At 71.5% G+C, this 15,597-nt stretch carries 13 protein-coding genes; 7 read left to right on the top strand and 6 right to left on the bottom strand.

Going from position 1 to position 15,597, the window contains the following annotated elements; genetic code table 11:
* Together ABD126_RS22310 and sodN are read right to left on the bottom strand one after the other, a co-directional pair.
* Positions 1 to 1,862: tetratricopeptide repeat protein (locus tag ABD126_RS22310; protein WP_343935816.1), on the bottom strand; the 1,862-nt coding region annotated here is incomplete at its 3' end.
* A 275-nt stretch (positions 1,863 to 2,137) separates the two neighbouring features.
* Positions 2,138 to 2,551, bottom strand: a complete 414-nt coding sequence (sodN, locus tag ABD126_RS22305; RefSeq protein WP_121225524.1) for a superoxide dismutase, Ni — start codon at positions 2,549 to 2,551, stop codon at positions 2,138 to 2,140.
* A 78-nt stretch (positions 2,552 to 2,629) separates the two neighbouring features.
* Here sodN and ABD126_RS22300 point away from each other — a divergent pair, with 78 nt between their 5' ends.
* Entirely contained in the window at positions 2,630 to 2,944 is a 315-nt protein-coding gene (locus ABD126_RS22300) for a S24/S26 family peptidase (RefSeq protein ID WP_343935815.1), read from the top strand.
* A 51-nt stretch (positions 2,945 to 2,995) separates the two neighbouring features.
* Here ABD126_RS22300 and ABD126_RS22295 read toward each other — a convergent pair whose 3' ends face one another.
* A complete protein-coding gene (locus tag ABD126_RS22295) occupies positions 2,996 to 3,589 on the bottom strand; it encodes a dTDP-4-dehydrorhamnose 3,5-epimerase family protein (RefSeq protein ID WP_343935814.1) in 594 nt (197 codons plus the stop codon).
* 288 nt (positions 3,590 to 3,877) lie between these two features.
* Here ABD126_RS22295 and ABD126_RS22290 point away from each other — a divergent pair, with 288 nt between their 5' ends.
* Positions 3,878 to 5,077: an NAD(P)-dependent malic enzyme gene (locus tag ABD126_RS22290; RefSeq protein ID WP_343935813.1), complete on the top strand. Its 1,200-nt coding sequence runs from the start codon at positions 3,878 to 3,880 to the stop codon at positions 5,075 to 5,077.
* Positions 5,078 to 5,303: 226 nt separating this feature from the next.
* The gene (locus ABD126_RS22285; RefSeq protein ID WP_343935812.1) at positions 5,304 to 8,480 is read left to right on the top strand and encodes a bifunctional diguanylate cyclase/phosphodiesterase; all 3,177 of its coding nucleotides are present in this window, start codon (positions 5,304 to 5,306) and stop codon (positions 8,478 to 8,480) included.
* Positions 8,481 to 8,493: 13 nt separating this feature from the next.
* Here ABD126_RS22285 and ABD126_RS22280 read toward each other — a convergent pair whose 3' ends face one another.
* A complete protein-coding gene (locus ABD126_RS22280; protein ID WP_343935811.1) occupies positions 8,494 to 9,174 on the bottom strand; it encodes a hypothetical protein in 681 nt (226 codons plus the stop codon).
* Between the two features lie 130 nt (positions 9,175 to 9,304).
* Positions 9,305 to 10,837 (bottom strand): bis-aminopropyl spermidine synthase family protein, encoded by a 1,533-nt coding sequence (locus ABD126_RS22275; protein ID WP_343935810.1) that lies wholly within the window; start codon positions 10,835 to 10,837, stop codon positions 9,305 to 9,307.
* A gap of 124 nt (positions 10,838 to 10,961) precedes the next feature.
* On the opposite strand from ABD126_RS22275, the gene ABD126_RS22270 reads away from it, so the two are divergent.
* Genes ABD126_RS22270 through ABD126_RS22255 form a run of 4 tightly spaced genes read left to right on the top strand, consistent with a single transcriptional unit; the run spans position 10,962 to position 14,242 of the window.
* A complete protein-coding gene (locus tag ABD126_RS22270; RefSeq protein WP_343935808.1) occupies positions 10,962 to 12,002 on the top strand; it encodes an ABC transporter ATP-binding protein in 1,041 nt (346 codons plus the stop codon).
* Positions 12,003 to 12,051: 49 nt separating this feature from the next.
* Positions 12,052 to 12,654 carry an ABC transporter permease gene (locus ABD126_RS22265; RefSeq protein WP_343935943.1) on the top strand — a complete coding sequence of 201 codons (603 nt, stop codon included), beginning with the start codon at positions 12,052 to 12,054 and terminating at the stop codon, positions 12,652 to 12,654.
* Positions 12,651 to 13,364: an ABC transporter permease gene (locus ABD126_RS22260; protein ID WP_343935807.1), complete on the top strand. Its 714-nt coding sequence runs from the start codon at positions 12,651 to 12,653 to the stop codon at positions 13,362 to 13,364. The genes ABD126_RS22265 and ABD126_RS22260 overlap by 4 nt, the downstream gene beginning before the upstream one ends.
* On the top strand, positions 13,361 to 14,242 hold the full coding sequence (locus ABD126_RS22255; RefSeq protein ID WP_343935806.1) for an ABC transporter substrate-binding protein: 882 nt from the start codon (positions 13,361 to 13,363) through the stop codon (positions 14,240 to 14,242). Before ABD126_RS22260 ends, ABD126_RS22255 begins: the two co-directional genes overlap by 4 nt.
* Before the next feature lie 542 nt (positions 14,243 to 14,784).
* On the opposite strand, the gene ABD126_RS22250 is transcribed toward ABD126_RS22255, so the two are convergent.
* Complete coding sequence (locus ABD126_RS22250; protein ID WP_343935805.1) at positions 14,785 to 15,564, bottom strand: IclR family transcriptional regulator; 780 nt, start codon at positions 15,562 to 15,564, stop codon at positions 14,785 to 14,787.
* Positions 15,565 to 15,597: the final 33 nt, after the last annotated feature.

The raw sequence follows: 15,597 nt of genomic DNA, 5'->3' as shown, positions 1-15,597 counted from the left end.
CTGGTGAGCGTGTCGGGGTGGTCGGGGCCCAGGGTTTTGGTGCGGGTGTCGAGGGTGGTGCGGTGTAGTTGTTCGGCTTCGTCGTAGTGGCCGAGCCTGTCCAGCACGAGGGCGAGGTTGTTTTGGCTGATGAGGGTGGCGGGGTGGTCGGGGCCCAGGGTTTTGGTGCGGGTGTCGAGGGTGGTGCGGTGTAGTTGTTCGGCTTCGTCGTAGCGGCCGAGCCTGTACAGCACGAGGGCGAGGTTGCTTTGGCTTCCGAGGGTGTCGGGGTGGTCGGGGCCCAGTCGACGTGACTCGGCGTCGAGCACATGTCTCCGCAACACCGACGCTGCCACGTGGATGCCCGCCCGCTCCAACTCGGCCGCGACAGTGTCGATGCTGTCCCGTAGTCGGGTGAATTCGTCGTCATCCTGAGCACTGGTGAGCCTGAGCATGTGCTGGGACAGGAGCCGGGTGGCGGGCCATGCAGCTCGGCCCTGTGCCGTCCAGGATGCGGCGGAGGCGATGAGATGGGTTTCGATCGTCTCCTGCCACCTGGTGGGGTTGTCCTGGTGGGCCAGGAGTGTGGTGTTGGCTTCCCGGACGAGGGGGTGCAGGACGACCGAGCCGATCTCGGAGTTGCCGTCCGGCGGTGGCGTGTCGACCAGACCGTAGCGTTCCAACCCTGCCAATGCCGTGTCGATGGCCGCGGCGCCCGCATCGGTGTCGGGGATGAGGCCCGGGGTGATCAGGGGACGCGGGATCGGGGCGTCGGCCAACAGTGCCAATGCACGTAGCAGCGGCCTCGCCAGGGGGATGCCTTCGGCGGAGAGTTGGTCCAGGGACAGCTCCCACGTGTGTCCGACCAGCGTTCGGGCCGTGGCGGGGTCGGTGACGTCGGCCGACATCAGCACCTGCGACGTACTGTCGTCCAGCGCCTCCAGGTAGGTGTGGAACCGGCGCAGGCGCGCGGTCGGCTGGGCCACCGCTGTTCCGGCCGCGTGCAGTGCCAACGGTAGACCTCCCAACCGGGTCGACAACCGTTCCGCGTCCTCGCGGTCGCCGCCGTCCGGCGCCAGGTCGAGCAGGATCCGGGCGCCTTCGGCGGGTGGCAGTGGTTCCAGGCGGACCAGTTCCGCACCGTGGCCCCAGGTGTCGGGCGAGCGGTCCCGGCTGGTCACCAGCAGCAGCCCGGCGCCGCCTGGCCGGATCCAACCGCGATGTTCGCTGACGGGGCCGTCCAGGCCCAGGCGGTCGGTCCGGTCTACGTTGTCAATCACCAATACCCAGCCGGGTGTGCGTTCCAGGTGCCCCCACACCAGGTCAACCAGGCTCGCGCCGGACTGCTGGGCCGCACCGACCTCGCCCTCCGGCAGACCCAACGTGGTCGCCACCTGCACCATCTGCGCGGCCAGCAGCTCCTCACCGCTCTGGCCGTCGGACGGGTCGTCACCGCGCCACCGGATCCAGAACACCGCCAGACCCTGCCGCCGCGCGTCGTCGGCCACCTGACCGGCCAGCGTGGTCTTGCCCATGCCGCCGGGCCCACAGACCACGACGAAACGGTCTCGCGGCGCGGTCATGAACGAAACGATCGCCGTCAGTTCACGCTCTCGACCCCGCAGCCTCGGAGCCGTGGAGGTCGGTGGCCGCAACGCCGACGGGGTGGCGGGGAACCGGGGCCGCACCGGCTGCAACGTCGGCGGCTCGGAGCGCCGGTGGGCGAACGCGAGTTGGATCACGGTACCGAGCAGAACCAGCACGGCAAGGCTCAGCCACGCCCGTCCCGCATCCTTGAACCACTCCGGCACATGCTCCGAGGCGAAGTTCGTCACCAAACCGACAGCGGCGGCGAGCAGCCCGACCGCCACCACGTTGAACATCACCTGACGAGACGCCATACCGCCACTATCGGACCCGCCCCGGGACCCGTTCCAGCCGACGCCCTGGAACGGTCGCCAATCGATATCGACAAGGCACGACGAACACGAATATTTCGGATTCGTCGTTCCGAGCTGCGATGCACAAACCGTCTGATGTGGACCGATGTGGGCCGTCCCGGGGCCGTGAGAGGACGCTCATCGGTGACCGAGGACGAAAGACGACGCTGACCAGGCGGAGAAGTCTCCGCTGGTCAGCGCCGCGTTTGGCCTGGTCGTCAGGCCGCAGCCTTCGTCTCCCAGAAGATCTTGTCGATCTGGGCGATCAGGTCGAGCAGCTCCTGGCCCTTCGCCGGGTCCATTGAACCCTTGGTGCCGGCGGCGCCCGCGGCCTTCGTGGCGCGGTTGAACAGGTCGTGCAGCTCCGGGTACTTCTCGAAGTGCGGCGGCTTGAAGTAGTCGGTCCACAGCACCCACAGGTGGTGCTTGACCAGCTCGCTGCGCTGCTCCTTGATCAGGATCGCGCGCTCGCGGAACTCGGGGTCCTCGTTGGCCTGGTACTTCTCCTGGACCGCCTTGATCGACTCCGCCTCGATCCGGGCCTGCGCCGGGTCGTAGACACCGCACGGGAGGTCGCAGTGCGCGGTGGCCTCCAGTAGCGGGCGGCGGAGAATGCGCGACAGCAGTCGCATTGTTCCTCCCTGACAGTGGATGCTCCGACGTGCCGAACCCTACTCCGGGGCCTCGGCCAGGGCAGGTGGAGGTGATCGTTGGCACGCGCGCGGCCCAGGCCGTTGCCGCTGGTGCGGGTGACCGGACCCTCGATGGTCCCCACCCTCAGGACGGGTGACGTGGTGACCCTCGAAACATCAAGACCGCCCCGGCCGAACGATCTTGTGCTGGTCAGGTGGCCGGCCCGGCCCGGCCAGCTGTCGGTCAAGCGCGCGGTCCGGCCCGACGGGGACGGCTGGCACGTCGAGGGGGACAACCCGTTCGCGTCTACGGACTCGCGCACGCTGGGCGCGGCCGAGGTGCTCGGGGTGATCCGGTTCCGGCTCTGGCCACGCCCCCGCCGACTGCGCTGAGACCCGGCGCCGACCGCGCTCAGACCAGCGCCGACTGCGTGGAAGGGCGCGTCAAGAGCGCAGCTTCGCGTACCAAGCGGTGCATTCGTCGTACGAAGGCAGCAAGCCGGAAGAAAGGGCCTCGTCCAACGAAGGCGCGGCGGCGTCCTTGGGGGACAGGATCGGCTCCAGCCCGGCCGGCCACGGCAGGTCCAGCGACAACGGGTGCAGGGCGCGTTCGGCGCGCGGGTTGTAGCCCTCGGTGCACAGGTACGACGTGATCGTCCCGTCCTCCAGCGCCATCAGCGCGTGCCCCAGGCCTTCCGGCAGGTACAGCGAGTTGAAGCGCTCCGGCGACAGCTCGACCGCGTCCCACTGCCCGAACGTCGGCGACCCCACCCGGATGTCCACGACCACGTCCAGCAGCCGCCCGCGCGGGCAGTGCACGTACTTGGCCTGGCCGGGCGGCACGTCGGCGTAGTGCACGCCGCGGACCACCCCGCGCCTGGACTCGCTGTGGTTGGTCTGCGCGACCCGCAGCGGGTGGCCGACCGCCGCCACGAAGGCCGTCTCCTGGAACGGGGCGACGAACAGCCCGCGGTCGTCCGGGAACACCGATGGGGTGAACTCGAAAACGCCTGGAATTTTGAGCTCGCGTGCCTGCATGGCGACCACCCTAGGAGATCGGAGGTCTTGACCGATCCTGCCTGGGAAAACCGACCGGTCGGTGCAGAAAACCGGACGTACGTTCTTCTATATGCCCTCTGACCTGCGGAAAAACTGTGATCCCCGCCGCAGACACGATCGGCCGGCGCTGTCATAGTTGCCCGCACCGCACGCTCAGGGCGGCCGCGCAGACCGCGCGGCCCGGCCCGCAGACAGGCCCCGAAGATCCGCGTGACAACGCCGGTCCCGGTGCGCCGAAGCAACTCGCGCACCGCAGGAGGGACTCCCGTGACCGCATTGAACGACCTGCCCCAGAACGAGCAGACGCTGACTTCGCACCTGACCGACGAAGAGATCTTCCGGGCCCACGAGGGCGGCAAGCTGGAGATCGGCGCGACCGCCTCGCTGGCCGACCCGCGCGCCCTGTCCATCGCCTACACGCCCGGCGTGGCCCGGGTCAGCCGCGCGATCGCCGACGACGCCTCGCTGGCCGCCAAGTACACGTGGGCGCACCGCCTGGTCGCCGTGGTCAGCGACGGCACCGCCGTCCTCGGCCTGGGCGACATCGGCGCGAGCGCGTCGCTGCCGGTCATGGAGGGCAAGGCGGCGCTGTTCAAGACCTTCGGCGGCCTCGACTCGATCCCCCTGGTGCTGGACACCACGGACGTGGACGAGATCGTGGAGACGCTGGTCCGGCTGCGCCCGTCGTTCGGCGCGGTCAACCTGGAGGACGTCGCCGCCCCGCGCTGTTTCGAGCTGGAGAAGCGGCTGATCGAGGCCCTGGACATCCCGGTCATGCACGACGACCAGCACGGCACCGCCGTCGTGGTGCTCGCCGCCCTGCGCGGCGCGAACGCCGTGCTCGACAAGGACGTCAAGAACCAGCGGGTCGTCATCTCCGGGGCCGGCGCGGCGGGCGTGGCCTGCGCGAAGATCCTGCTGGCCGCCGGCATCGGCGAGGTCACCGTGGTCGACTCGCGCGGCATCGTGCACACCGGTCGCGACGGCCTCAACCCGGTCAAGGAGGAGCTGGCCGCGGTCACCAACGGCTCCGGCCTGCGCGGCGGCATCGCGGAGGCGCTGCGCGGCGCGGACGTGTTCGTCGGCGTCTCCTCCTCCAAGGTCGAGGAGGAGCTGATCGCGAGCATGTCCGGCGACTCGATCGTGTTCGCGCTGTCCAACCCCGACCCGGAGGTCCACCCGGACGTCGCCGGGCGGCACGCGGCCGTCGTCGCCACCGGGCGCAGCGACTTCCCCAACCAGATCAACAACGTCCTCGCGTTCCCCGGCATCTTCCGGGGCGCCTTGGACGCGGGCGCGAAGCGGATCACCGAGGGCATGAAGCTGGCCGCCGCCGACGCCATCGCGGCGGTCGCGGCGGACGACCTCGCGGTGGACCGGATCGTGCCCAGCGCGCTGGACCCGCGGGTCGGACCCGAAGTCGCGGCGGCCGTGGCCTTGGCAGCTCGGCAGGACGGAGTAGCCTGACCCCCAGTCGGAGTTGGGAGACCTCCGGCCGCATCCGCCCGTTCGGCTCAACGGACCAGCGAAACCACCTTGGAGTTGTTTCGTTAGCCCGAAGAGGGGTGGGCGATGACGCTCCGAAGCGATACCGTCCCTCTCCTCGGGTGAATATTGCCCGTGGAGGGGGACGCCGTATTCGGGTGCGGTCCGGGCCGGTTCATCCCTGCCGTAGTCACGGGAAGGTGGGACCGTGCCCAAGCGGGTTGGACGCGCTCCGGTGGTGCTCGATCCTGCGCGCCCTGCGCCGCCGCTCGCGCTCGACGGCATCCCGCTGGCCGAGGGTCCCTCGCTCCTGGTCGATCCCAAGGGCGTCGTCATGCGCGCCAACGACGCCGTCGCGCTGCTGGCGAAAGCGGGTTCCCCGGACGAGCTGGTCGGCCGGTCGCTGGGCGAGCTGCTCGTCGGCGACGCGCCCGACCTGCGGCTGAGCCAGGCCGACGGCGGTCTGCTGCCGGTCCGCGTGGTGCGCAGCGCCGTGCCCGGCACCGGCCTGCACGCCGTGCTGCTGGTGGACGTCTCCGACCTGGCCAAGGCCGCCGACGAGCTGCGCGACGAGCAGCGGCGGCTGCGCACCGTCCAGCGGGTCGCCCAGATCGGGTCGTGGGAGTACGACCCGACCACCGGCGTCACCGTCTGGTCCGAGTCGCACTACGAGATGCTCGGGCTCAAGCCGGGCGAGGTCACGCCGGGCGCGCAGGCCGTGCTCGACGTCGTGCACCCCGACGACTACGACATGGTCGCGGGCTACTGGGCCAACCGCGAGCTGGACGGCAACCCGATCGACATCGTCTACCGGGTCGTCCGGCCGGGCGGCGACCTGCGCTGGATCAGAGGCGTGGCCGAGGCCAAGCTCCGGGCCGACGGCCGCACCCAGTTCATCACCGGCTACATCCGCGACATCACCGCCCAGCTGCGCGCCGACCGCGCCCTGGAGACCGAGCGCGCCCGGCTGCTGGAGGCGCAGCGCATCGCGCGCATCGGCAGCTGGAGCTACGAGATGCCGACCAAGGCCGTGCACCGCAGCGAGGTGCTGCTGGAGATGTACGCGGACCTGGGCATCGCGCCCGACGACGACCTGCTGTGCGGGGTGCACCCCGAGGACCGGGCCGAGCTGGAGTCGCTGCGCCGCGAGCTGCTGCACGCCAAGGACGAGACGCCGTTCGAGGCCGAGGTGCGCAGCGAGTTCGGAGACCGCGTCTACATCTGCCGCGCGCGGGCGGAGTTCGAGTCCGGCCGGATCGTGCGGGTGCACGGCACCATCCAGGACGTCACCGAGGCCCGCGCGCTGGAACGGCAGCTGCGCGACGACCGCCGCCGCCTCGCCGACGCGCAGCGCGCCGCCCAGCTGGGCGTGTGGGAGTGGAACCTGCAGACCGGCGACGTCGTGTGGTCGGACATGCTGGCCGACCTGTTCGGCGTGCCGCGCGACGAGCACACCCGCTACCAGACCTACCTCGACCTGGTGCACCCCGACGACCGCGGCTGGGTGGACGAGCTGTGGCAGCAGCTCGCGACCGACGAGGTGCCGGTGCAGTGCGAGCACCGGATCGTGCGGCGCGACGGCAAGGTCCGCGTGTTCCGCAGCCACGGCGTGGTGGTGAAGGGCCCCGACGGCCGCCCGCTGGCCGTGGGCACCGCCCAGGACATCACCGAGCAGCGCGCCGCCGAGACCCGCATGAAGCGCTCCAGCCAGCGCTTCGCCGACCTGGTGCAGCTCACGCCGGTCGGCATCGGCCTGTTCGACGAGGCCGAGCGGCTGGTGGACGCCAACGACGCCCTGTGCGACCTGCTCGGGATGGACCTGGAGCACCTGCGCGGCATGACCGCCGACCAGCTGACCCACCCCGACGACAAGGAAGCGCGCCTGCACTCGGTGAACCGGATGACCGCGATGGGCGCGGACCGGGTGCACAAGATCCCGCAGCGCATCCTGGTCCGCCCCGACGGCGAGCGCGTCTACTGCGAGCTGCACATCGCGCTGTCCGTGCAGGACGACGGCCGCCGGTTCTGGCTCACCGTCTTCCAGGACATCACCGAGCGCCGCCGCACCGCCGAGGCGCTGCGCCACCAGGCCACCCACGACGAGCTGACCGGCCTGCCGAACCGGGCGCTGGTCAAGGAGATGCTGACGACCCTGCTCGACTCGGAGGACCGGTCCCGGGTCGCGGTGCTGTTCTGCGACATCGACAACTTCAAGCGGGTCAACGACTCCCTGGGCCACGACGCGGGCGACGAGCTGCTGGTGGCGCTGGCGCGGCGGCTGGAGGGCGGCCTGCCGGAGGGCTGCACGGCGGCCCGGCTGTCCGGCGACGAATACGTGATCATCTGCGAGAACATCGACAGGGTCGGCGGCGTGGACGCGTTGGCCACCAAGGTCGCGGGCCTGCTGCGCACGGCCGTTCCGGTGCACGGCCAGCTGGTGCGGGTGTCGGCGTCCATAGGCGCGGCCGTCCCGAACGGCTCCCGCGCCACGGGCAACGACCTGCTGCGGTTCGCCGACGCGGCGATGTTCGAGGCGAAGCGGTCCGGCGCGGGTCGGGTGTCGTTGGCGTCGGCGGCGCTGATCGCCTCCGCGGACCGGCAGGTGCACCTGGAGGGCCAGCTGCGGGACGCGTTGGCGCACGACGGGTTGGCGCTGCACTTCCAGCCCGTGGTGGGCGTGGACGGGTCGGTGCAGACCGCGGAGGCGCTCGTGCGGTGGCCGCACCCGGACCGCGGGCTGTTGCCGCCGGACATCTTCCTGCCCGTGGCCGAGCAGGGCGACCTGCTGCGCGAGCTGGACCGGTGGGTGCTGCGCACGGCGTTGAAGGAGGCCGCGACCTGGCCGACGCCCGGCGACCAGCCGGTGTCGGTGGCGGTGAACCTGGCCGGCCTGGTGCCCGGCGACCCGGAGTTCGTCGACATCGTGGCCAACGCGATCGCCGAGGCCGGCATCCCGTGGGACCGGGTCGTGCTGGAGCTGGTCGAGACCGCGCTGGTGGACCTGCCCTCGCGGGTGCGGCAGTCGATGGACGAGCTGGTCGGGCGCGGCATCCGGTTCGCGGTGGACGACTTCGGCACCGGCTACTCGTCGTTGGCGCGCCTGAAGGACCTGCCCGCGCAGATCATCAAGGTGGACCGGCGGTTCGTGTCCGGCGTGGGCAACGACTCGTCGGACTTCGCCGTGGCGCGGGCGGTCGTGGACATGGCGCGGGCGATGGGGCGCAAGTGCGTGGCCGAGGGCGTGGAGACCGCGACCCAGTTCCACGTGCTGCGCGGCGTCGGCGTGGACGCCTACCAGGGTTGGCTGTTCTCCCGCCCGGTGCCGCCCAAGGAGTTCCGCGCCGTGCTGGCACTGGGTCCGCTGCACATCCCGCGGGCCGGCTGACCCCGGCCGGCGCTCAGCCCCACCGGGCCGGCGGCGGGGCCAGGCCGGGTCGGGGTGGACCGGTGCGGCGGCTCGCCCGGCCCACCGCCGGGAGGGCCGCGACGATCGTCGGGACCAGCCACAGCAGCACGCAGACCAGCGGCATGATCACGAACTCGCCCCCGCCGTGCGACAGGATGCGGATGGTCGCGTAGGTGTAGTAGACCGTGCACACCGCGCCCAGGGCGACCAGGCCCCAGCGCACGCCCGGCACGCGGAACACCTGCACCAGCGCGAGCACCAGGACCAGCGACGCGATGATCATGGAGATGGTGATCGCGAAGTCGATGTTGCGGGTGATGTGCCCGGAGACGGCCGCGCCCAGCACCGACGCGCCGATGTGGATCGACGGCGGCCTGCCCTCCCAGGACAGGATGGCCGCGACGAAGGTGTAGATCACGATCGGCAGGAAGAGCAGGCCGGCCACGACGGCCGCGGCGGCGCCGGCCTTGCGCGGCGAGCCCGGGTACTGCGGCGGCATGCCCGGCATGCCCGGCTGACCCGCGTACTGGCCGGGGATCGGGCCGGGGATCGGGCCGGCGGCGGGCTGGCCGGGGTACTGCTGGGGGTACGCGCCGCCCAGGGGCGGTTGGCCCTGGTACTGCTGGGGTGCGCCGGGGTGTGGCTGCTGTGGCCAGCCTTGGTTCGGGTTCATGTGCCGCCCTCCACTTCCGCCCCGAAAAGCTACCGCCGGCACGCCGTGATCGAGGGTGTTTCGCGTGATCCACCGCGCCGCGCGCCCCGCTGCGAGACCAGTTGCCCGCGTGCGGGACGCGAACCGGAGGTCAGTCGGCGGCGGACGCGCGGATCAGGGGGAGCAGGGCCGCGATGCGGTGGCGGGGGAGGTCGATCAGGCGGTTGTCCAGGTCCGGGTGGTCGGCGATGCGGTCCCTCGCCTCGCGCTTGGTGATCCGCAGCACGGTCGTCAGCGCCTCGCGCCACACGTTGCCCAGCTTGCCGTGCGCGCGCATCAGCACCTCCCGCACGGCCAGCCCGCCGTTGTCCAGCGTGCCCGCCAGGACCTGGTCGGCGACCACCACGCAGTGCTTGCCGTCCGGAGTGGACCGCAGGAACCGCAGCGCGAACCTGTTGTCCACCAACGACGTCAGCTCCGCCTGCCCCGCCGCCGACGAGACGTTGGGGTGGTTGTTGGCCACCAGCGCGGCCATCCGGCCCGGTGAGCACGCCAGCAGCGTCCGCAGCAGCCACGGCCCGGGGTCCCCGGTCAGGTCCACGGCCAGCGACGCCGCGCCCTTGCCGACCGGCTCGGCCCAACCGGGCTGCCGAGGACGGGGCGGCGGGGACGACTCGGGGCGCGGGGCGAGGTCCACCAGCGCCGCCAACGCCTCCGCGCTCGGCCCGGACGCCTCCACCGACTGCGGCCCGTGCGTGTAGATGCCGACCCGGCCCGGCGACACCGAGCGCCGCGCGGTCGGGCGGCACACGTACAGGTCCGCCGCGCTGCCGATGGCCTGCGCCCCGTCGAACCGGTGGAACGCGGGCAGGATCGCCTCGAACACCAACCCGAGCTTCTGCAACTCCTGCTGCACCTTCAACCCCAGCACCGGCGTCCGGTCGCTGAACCCGTAGGCCAGCAGCACCCGCCCGGAACCCGGGTCGGCCAGGCACTCCACCGCCCGCCCGGCGAACAGCGCCATGCCCTCCGGCGTGTACGGCGGGTCGCTGAACACCAGGTCCGCCGACTCCAGCACGGCCGGCGGCAGCCCGAACCGGAAGTCCGCGTGCAACGTCCGCACGCGACCACCCGACCGCGCCTCGACGTACTCCAGCAACCGGTCGTCCACGTCCACCACGGTCACCTCGACGTCCGGGTTGACCGCGGTCACCGCGAGCGAGGTCAGGTCGTGGTCGCCCAGGCACACCAGGGACCGGCCGGCCAGGTCGTACTGCGCGTCCAGCCACAGCGCCCGCTTCAGCGCCGTCTCCGCGGTCGCCTGCACGTGGTCCAGCGCGGACAGCGGCGGCGGCACGTCGGCGATGTCGGCGAGCAGGGACCGCAGGTGCGCGGTGTTGCGGGACACCAGCGCGTCCACCGGGTCGCCCGGGTCGGCGCCGGCCATCAGGTCCGCGTACTGCGCCACCCGCGACGGCGTGATGCGGAACCGGTCGCCGTTGGTCTCCAGGTCCGCGTCCAGGGCCTTCAACAGCTCCTGCACGGTCCGGCGGGGCACTGCGGGCACCCGAACCAAGTCGGCGAGGGTGTGCCAGTCGTCACCCAGCAGGGTCAGCACGCGCCGCAGCTTGCGGGAATGCACGCCACGGGCGTCGAGCAGAGCACGGACCAGTTCGGTTGCCACAACCGGTGCAGCCTACTGACCGGATGTTGAAACGCCGTGCCGCGGTCCGTCGAACGGGCTAGGGTTTGTTCTCCGGCGGCCGAGGGTCGGCCCGCCGACCGGCTGCCACGGGGAGGACACCGGGGTGATCGAGTTCCGCGACGTGACCAAGCGGTTCGACGACGGGACGATCGCGGTGAACGGCCTTTCCCTCGTGGTCGAGGCGGGCACGATCACGGTGTTCGTCGGCCCGTCCGGCTGCGGCAAGACCACCTCGCTGCGCATGGTCAACCGCATGATCGACCCCACCTCCGGCACCGTGCTGGTGGACGGGCGGGACGTGCTGTCGGTGGACCCGCCCACGCTGCGGCGCGGCATCGGGTACGTCATCCAGCAGGCCGGCCTGTTCCCGCACCGCACCGTCCTGGACAACGTGGCCACCGTGCCGCTGCTGTCGGGCTGGTCCAAGACCAAGGCCCGCTCGCGCGCCGCCGAACTGCTCGAACTCGTCGGTCTGCCCGCCGAACTGGGCAAGCGCTACCCCGTGCAGCTCTCCGGCGGCCAGCAACAGCGCGTCGGCGTGGCGCGGGCGCTGGCCGCGGACCCGCCCGTGCTGCTGATGGACGAGCCGTTCAGCGCCGTGGACCCCGTGGTGCGCGAGGGGTTGCAGGACGAGCTGCTGCGGTTGCAGGCCGAACTGGACAAGACGATCGTGTTCGTGACGCACGACATCGACGAGGCCGTGCGCATCGGCGAGAAGGTGGCGGTGTTCCGCGAGGGCGGCGTCCTCGCCCAGTACGCGCCGCCCGCCGAGCTGCTCGCCCGCCCGGCCGACGACTTCGTGGCCTCCTTCGTGGGCAAGGACCGCGGCTACCGCAGCCTGTCCTTTGTGGACGCCTCCGGCGTGGCGGTCGGGACGGCGAAGACGGTGTCCGAACCGGCCGCCGCCGGCGAGTGGCAGCTCGTGGTGGACGCCGACGGCCGCCCGCAGGGCTGGGCCGCGCCGGACGGCTCCGTCGTGCCCGGCGGGTCGCTGTACGCGCTGGGCGCGCCGATCCGGGGGGCGCTGGACGCCGCGCTGTCCTCCCCGTCGGGGCTGGGTGTGGCGGTGGACGAGCACGGCCGGTACGCGGGAGTGGTGACCGCCCGGCAGGTCCTCGACGTGATCGAGAGCCGCCGTGGGTGAGCTGGTCGACTACCTCGGCGACGCGGGCACCCGCGCCGCGCTGCTGTCGATGCTGCTCGACCACGTGGTGCTGTCGTTGCTGCCGCTGGTGTTCGCGGTCGTGCTGGCCGTGGTGCTCGGGCTGGTGTGCCACCGGTACCGGCGGGTCAACGGGTTCCTGGTCGGACTGTCCAACGTGGTCTACACGATCCCGTCGCTGGCGCTGTTCGCCATCATCCCGGCGGTGATCGGCACCCAGGTGCTGGACCCGCTCAACGTCGTCATCGCGCTGACCGTCTACACGACGGCGTTGCTGGTGCGGCCCGTGGTGGACGCGCTCGACGCCGTGCCCGCGCACGTGACGGCCGCCGCCACCGCGATGGGCTTCCGGCCGTGGCGGCGGTTCCTGACCGTCGAGCTGCCGCTGTCGGTGCCGGTGCTCGCGGCCGGCGTGCGGGTCGGGTCGGTCAGCAACATCAGCCTGGTCAGCGTCGGCGCCCTGATCGGCACCGGCGGCCTGGGCACCCTGTTCACCGACGGGTTCCGCCAGCGCTACCTCGCGCCGATCGTCGTCGGCATCGTGCTGACCCTGGCGCTCGCACTCGTGGTGGACCTGCTGCTGGTGGCGCTGCGCGACGCGTTGACGCCCTGGGCGAGGGCGGGGCGCGCATGATCTTCGTCGACGCGTTCGCGTGGCTGTTCGACCCGGTGAACTGGACCGGGTCCAAGTCGATCCCGGTGCGGGTCGGCGTGCACCTGCTGTACTGCCTGGCCGCGGTCCTGGGGGCGAGCGCGATCGCCGTGCCGCTCGGGTTGTTCGTCGGGCACAGCGGGCGCGGCGGGCTGCTGCTGGTCGGCGGCTCCAACGCGCTGCGCGCGCTGCCCACGCTGGGCCTGGTGACGTTCCTGTACCTGGTCGCCGGCGGCGGGCAGGTGGGCGTGCTGATCGGGTTGGTCGTGCTGGCCGTGCCGCCCATCCTGGCCGGCACCTACGCGGGCATCCAGGACGTGGACCGCGGTGTCGTGGACGCCGCGCGCGGCATGGGCATGACCGGCGCGCAGCGGCTGTGGCGGGTGGAGCTGCCCAACGCGCTGCCGTTGCTGGTGGGCGGGCTGCGCAACGCGACGTTGCAGGTCGTCGCCACGGCGTCGGTCGCGGCGTACGTGGGCATCGAGACGTTGGGCCGTCCGCTGCTGGACGGTCTGCGGGTCCTGGACTACGGGCAGTTCGTCGGCGGGGCGGTGCTCATCGCGCTGCTCGCCGTGCTGCTGGACGTGCTCCTCGCGCTCGCGGGAAGACTGGTCATACCCAGGGGTTTGCGGCTGGCCGCACAGCCGGGGCGCCGCACCCGGCAGGTCGAAGTGGGAGGAAGCACGGCATGAAGCGCACGTTGGCCGTCATCGTCGCGGCGGCGTTCGCCGTTTCCGCGTGCGGGTCGAAGGACGACCTGAGCGGGGCGAACCAGCCGTCCGCGGCGGGTGAGGTCGTGGTCGGCTCGGCCGACTTCACCGAGAACAAGATCCTGGCCGAGATCTACGCGGGGGCGCTGAAGTCCACCGGCGCGAAGGTCACGGTGAAGTCCGGCATCGGCGCCCGCGAACTGGTCGTGAAGGCGTTGCAGGACAAGTCGCTGGGCGTGGTGCCGGAGTACACCGGCAACCTGCTCAACTACTTCGACAAGACGAACACGAAGACCGCGTCGGACGAGGTCTACACGGCCCTGAAGTCGGCCGCGCCGTCGGGCCTGGAGGTCCTGGAGAAGTCGGCGGCGGAGGACAAGGACGTCCTGGTGGTCACCAAGGAGACCGCCGCGTCGGGCGTGAAGTCGATCGCGGACCTGGGCGAGGGCAAGTACGTCCTGGGCGCGGCCGGCGAGTGGGCGCAGCGCTGGCAGACCAAGATCAAGGACCTGTACGGCGTGACGTTCAAGGAGATCAAGACCACCGACGCCGGCGGCCCGGTGACGGTGGACGCCCTGAAGAACGGCACGGCCCAGGTGGCGAACCTCTACACGACGTCGGCCGACATCAAGGCCAACGACTTCGTGGAGCTGGACGACCCGAAGAGCATGTACCCGGCGCAGAACATCGTGCCGCTGCTGCGCTCGGACGCCGTGGACGCCAAGGGCAAGGAGGCGCTGAACAAGGTCTCCAAGGCGCTGACCACGGAGAACCTGGCCGAGCTGGTCAAGAAGGTGGACATCGACAAGCAGACCATCGCGAACGTGGCGGCGGAGTTCTTGAAGACTGTCCAGCTCTAGGACGCACGGCACGAAGGGCCGTCGGGCACCCGCCCGGCGGCCCTTCGTCTTTTCGCCGCGCAACGCGGCTCTCCACCGCGACCTCGCGGCTTTACCGCGCGCAGCGCGGTTCTTCACCGCGCGCAGCGCGGTGGACTGTGAGCTATAGGAGGGGCCTCGTGTTCCCCACCGTATGGCCTGCCCGAAGGGCTACCACAGATTTCCCCGGGTGACGCCGAAAGTTTTGCGAGGAACGAGCAAAAGTTTTAGCGGCACCCGGGGAAATCTGTGGTTGGCTCCGCCAGGCCATGCGGTGGGGAACACGACGCCTCTCCCCCCATCGGTGGTCTGCCCGCCGGCGAGGCTCTTGAGAGCGCGTCAGCGCGTTTGCTTGAAAAAGATGAAAGAGCCTCGCCGGCGGGCAGGCCGCCGGGGAGGAAAAGGGAAAAGCCCAAAAGCGGGGGCGCTGCGCGCCCCCAAGGGCAAGCGCTGCGCGCCCCGAAAGGCAGGCGCTGCGCGCCTGGGGTGGGGGTGGCTGGCTGTGTGGGGAGGGTGTGGCGTGGTCAGGTTCGGTGGCCGCCGATGCGTTCGGTCAGGGCGTCGGCTGTTTGGCGGACCTCGTCGGCCAGTTCGGGCCAGGTCTCGCCGCACTCCGCGTCACACACGTGCCTGAAGGTCACCGTGATCGCGGCGATCGGGCGTTCGCCGTGGTCGAAGACCGGGGCTGCCACCGATGCGAAGCCCGCTGTCACGTAACCGTCCTCCACCGCCCAACCCCGCCGGCGTTCGGCGGTCAGGAGGCGGCGGAGGGCCGGGAGGTTCCTCGGGCCTCGGCCGGTTCGGTCCACGAACGACGCGACGCCCGGGAACAGGGCTCGGACCTGGGCGTCCGGGAGGTGCGCCAGCATCGCCCTGCCCGACGCGGTCAGGTGGGACGGTAGGCGGACACCGACATCCGAGACGATCGTGGACGGCTGCCTGGGCTGCTCGCGCAGCAGGTACAGGGCCTCCGCGCCGTGCAGCACGCCCAGGTGCGCCGTCCGGCTCACCGAGTCCACCAGGCGGCGCAGCAACGGCCGTGCCAGCCGTTCCAACGGGTCGTGGCGCAGGTAGGCCGAGCCCAGCTCGAACGCCGCCACGCCCAGGCCGTAGCGTCGCTCCTCCGGGAAGTGCGTGGCGAAACCGGCCTCGGCCAGCTCCGCCAGCAGGTGGTAGGTCGTGGACCGGGGCAGGGCCAGTTCGCGGGCCACCGCCGCCGCCGACAGCGGGCCCGGTCGGCTGGCCAGCAGGCGCAGGACGGCCAGTCCCCGGCGCAGCGCCGGCACGTCGCTGCTCGCACCCACGAACCCATTCTCAACAAACCGGCGGCGGCGCGC

This window comes from Saccharothrix mutabilis subsp. mutabilis (assembly GCF_039521145.1).
GTDB classification, from domain to species: domain Bacteria; phylum Actinomycetota; class Actinomycetes; order Mycobacteriales; family Pseudonocardiaceae; genus Actinosynnema; species Actinosynnema mutabilis.
Note: the sequence above shows the minus strand (reverse complement) of the source record. Positions and strands in the feature narration are given on the sequence as shown.

What these genes read in the sequence shown, in the direction of transcription:
- sodN (WP_121225524.1), bottom strand. Translation starts at nt 2,551, where the DNA reads ATGCGACTGCTGTCGCGCATTCTCCGCCGCCCGCTACTGGAGGCCACC.
- ABD126_RS22295 (WP_343935814.1), bottom strand. Translation starts at nt 3,589, where the DNA reads ATGCAGGCACGCGAGCTCAAAATTCCAGGCGTTTTCGAGTTCACCCCA.
- ABD126_RS22280 (WP_343935811.1), bottom strand. Translation starts at nt 9,174, where the DNA reads ATGAACCCGAACCAAGGCTGGCCACAGCAGCCACACCCCGGCGCACCC.
- ABD126_RS22265 (WP_343935943.1), top strand. Translation starts at nt 12,052, where the DNA reads ATGCTGCTCGACCACGTGGTGCTGTCGTTGCTGCCGCTGGTGTTCGCG.
- ABD126_RS22260 (WP_343935807.1), top strand. Translation starts at nt 12,651, where the DNA reads ATGATCTTCGTCGACGCGTTCGCGTGGCTGTTCGACCCGGTGAACTGG.
- ABD126_RS22255 (WP_343935806.1), top strand. Translation starts at nt 13,361, where the DNA reads ATGAAGCGCACGTTGGCCGTCATCGTCGCGGCGGCGTTCGCCGTTTCC.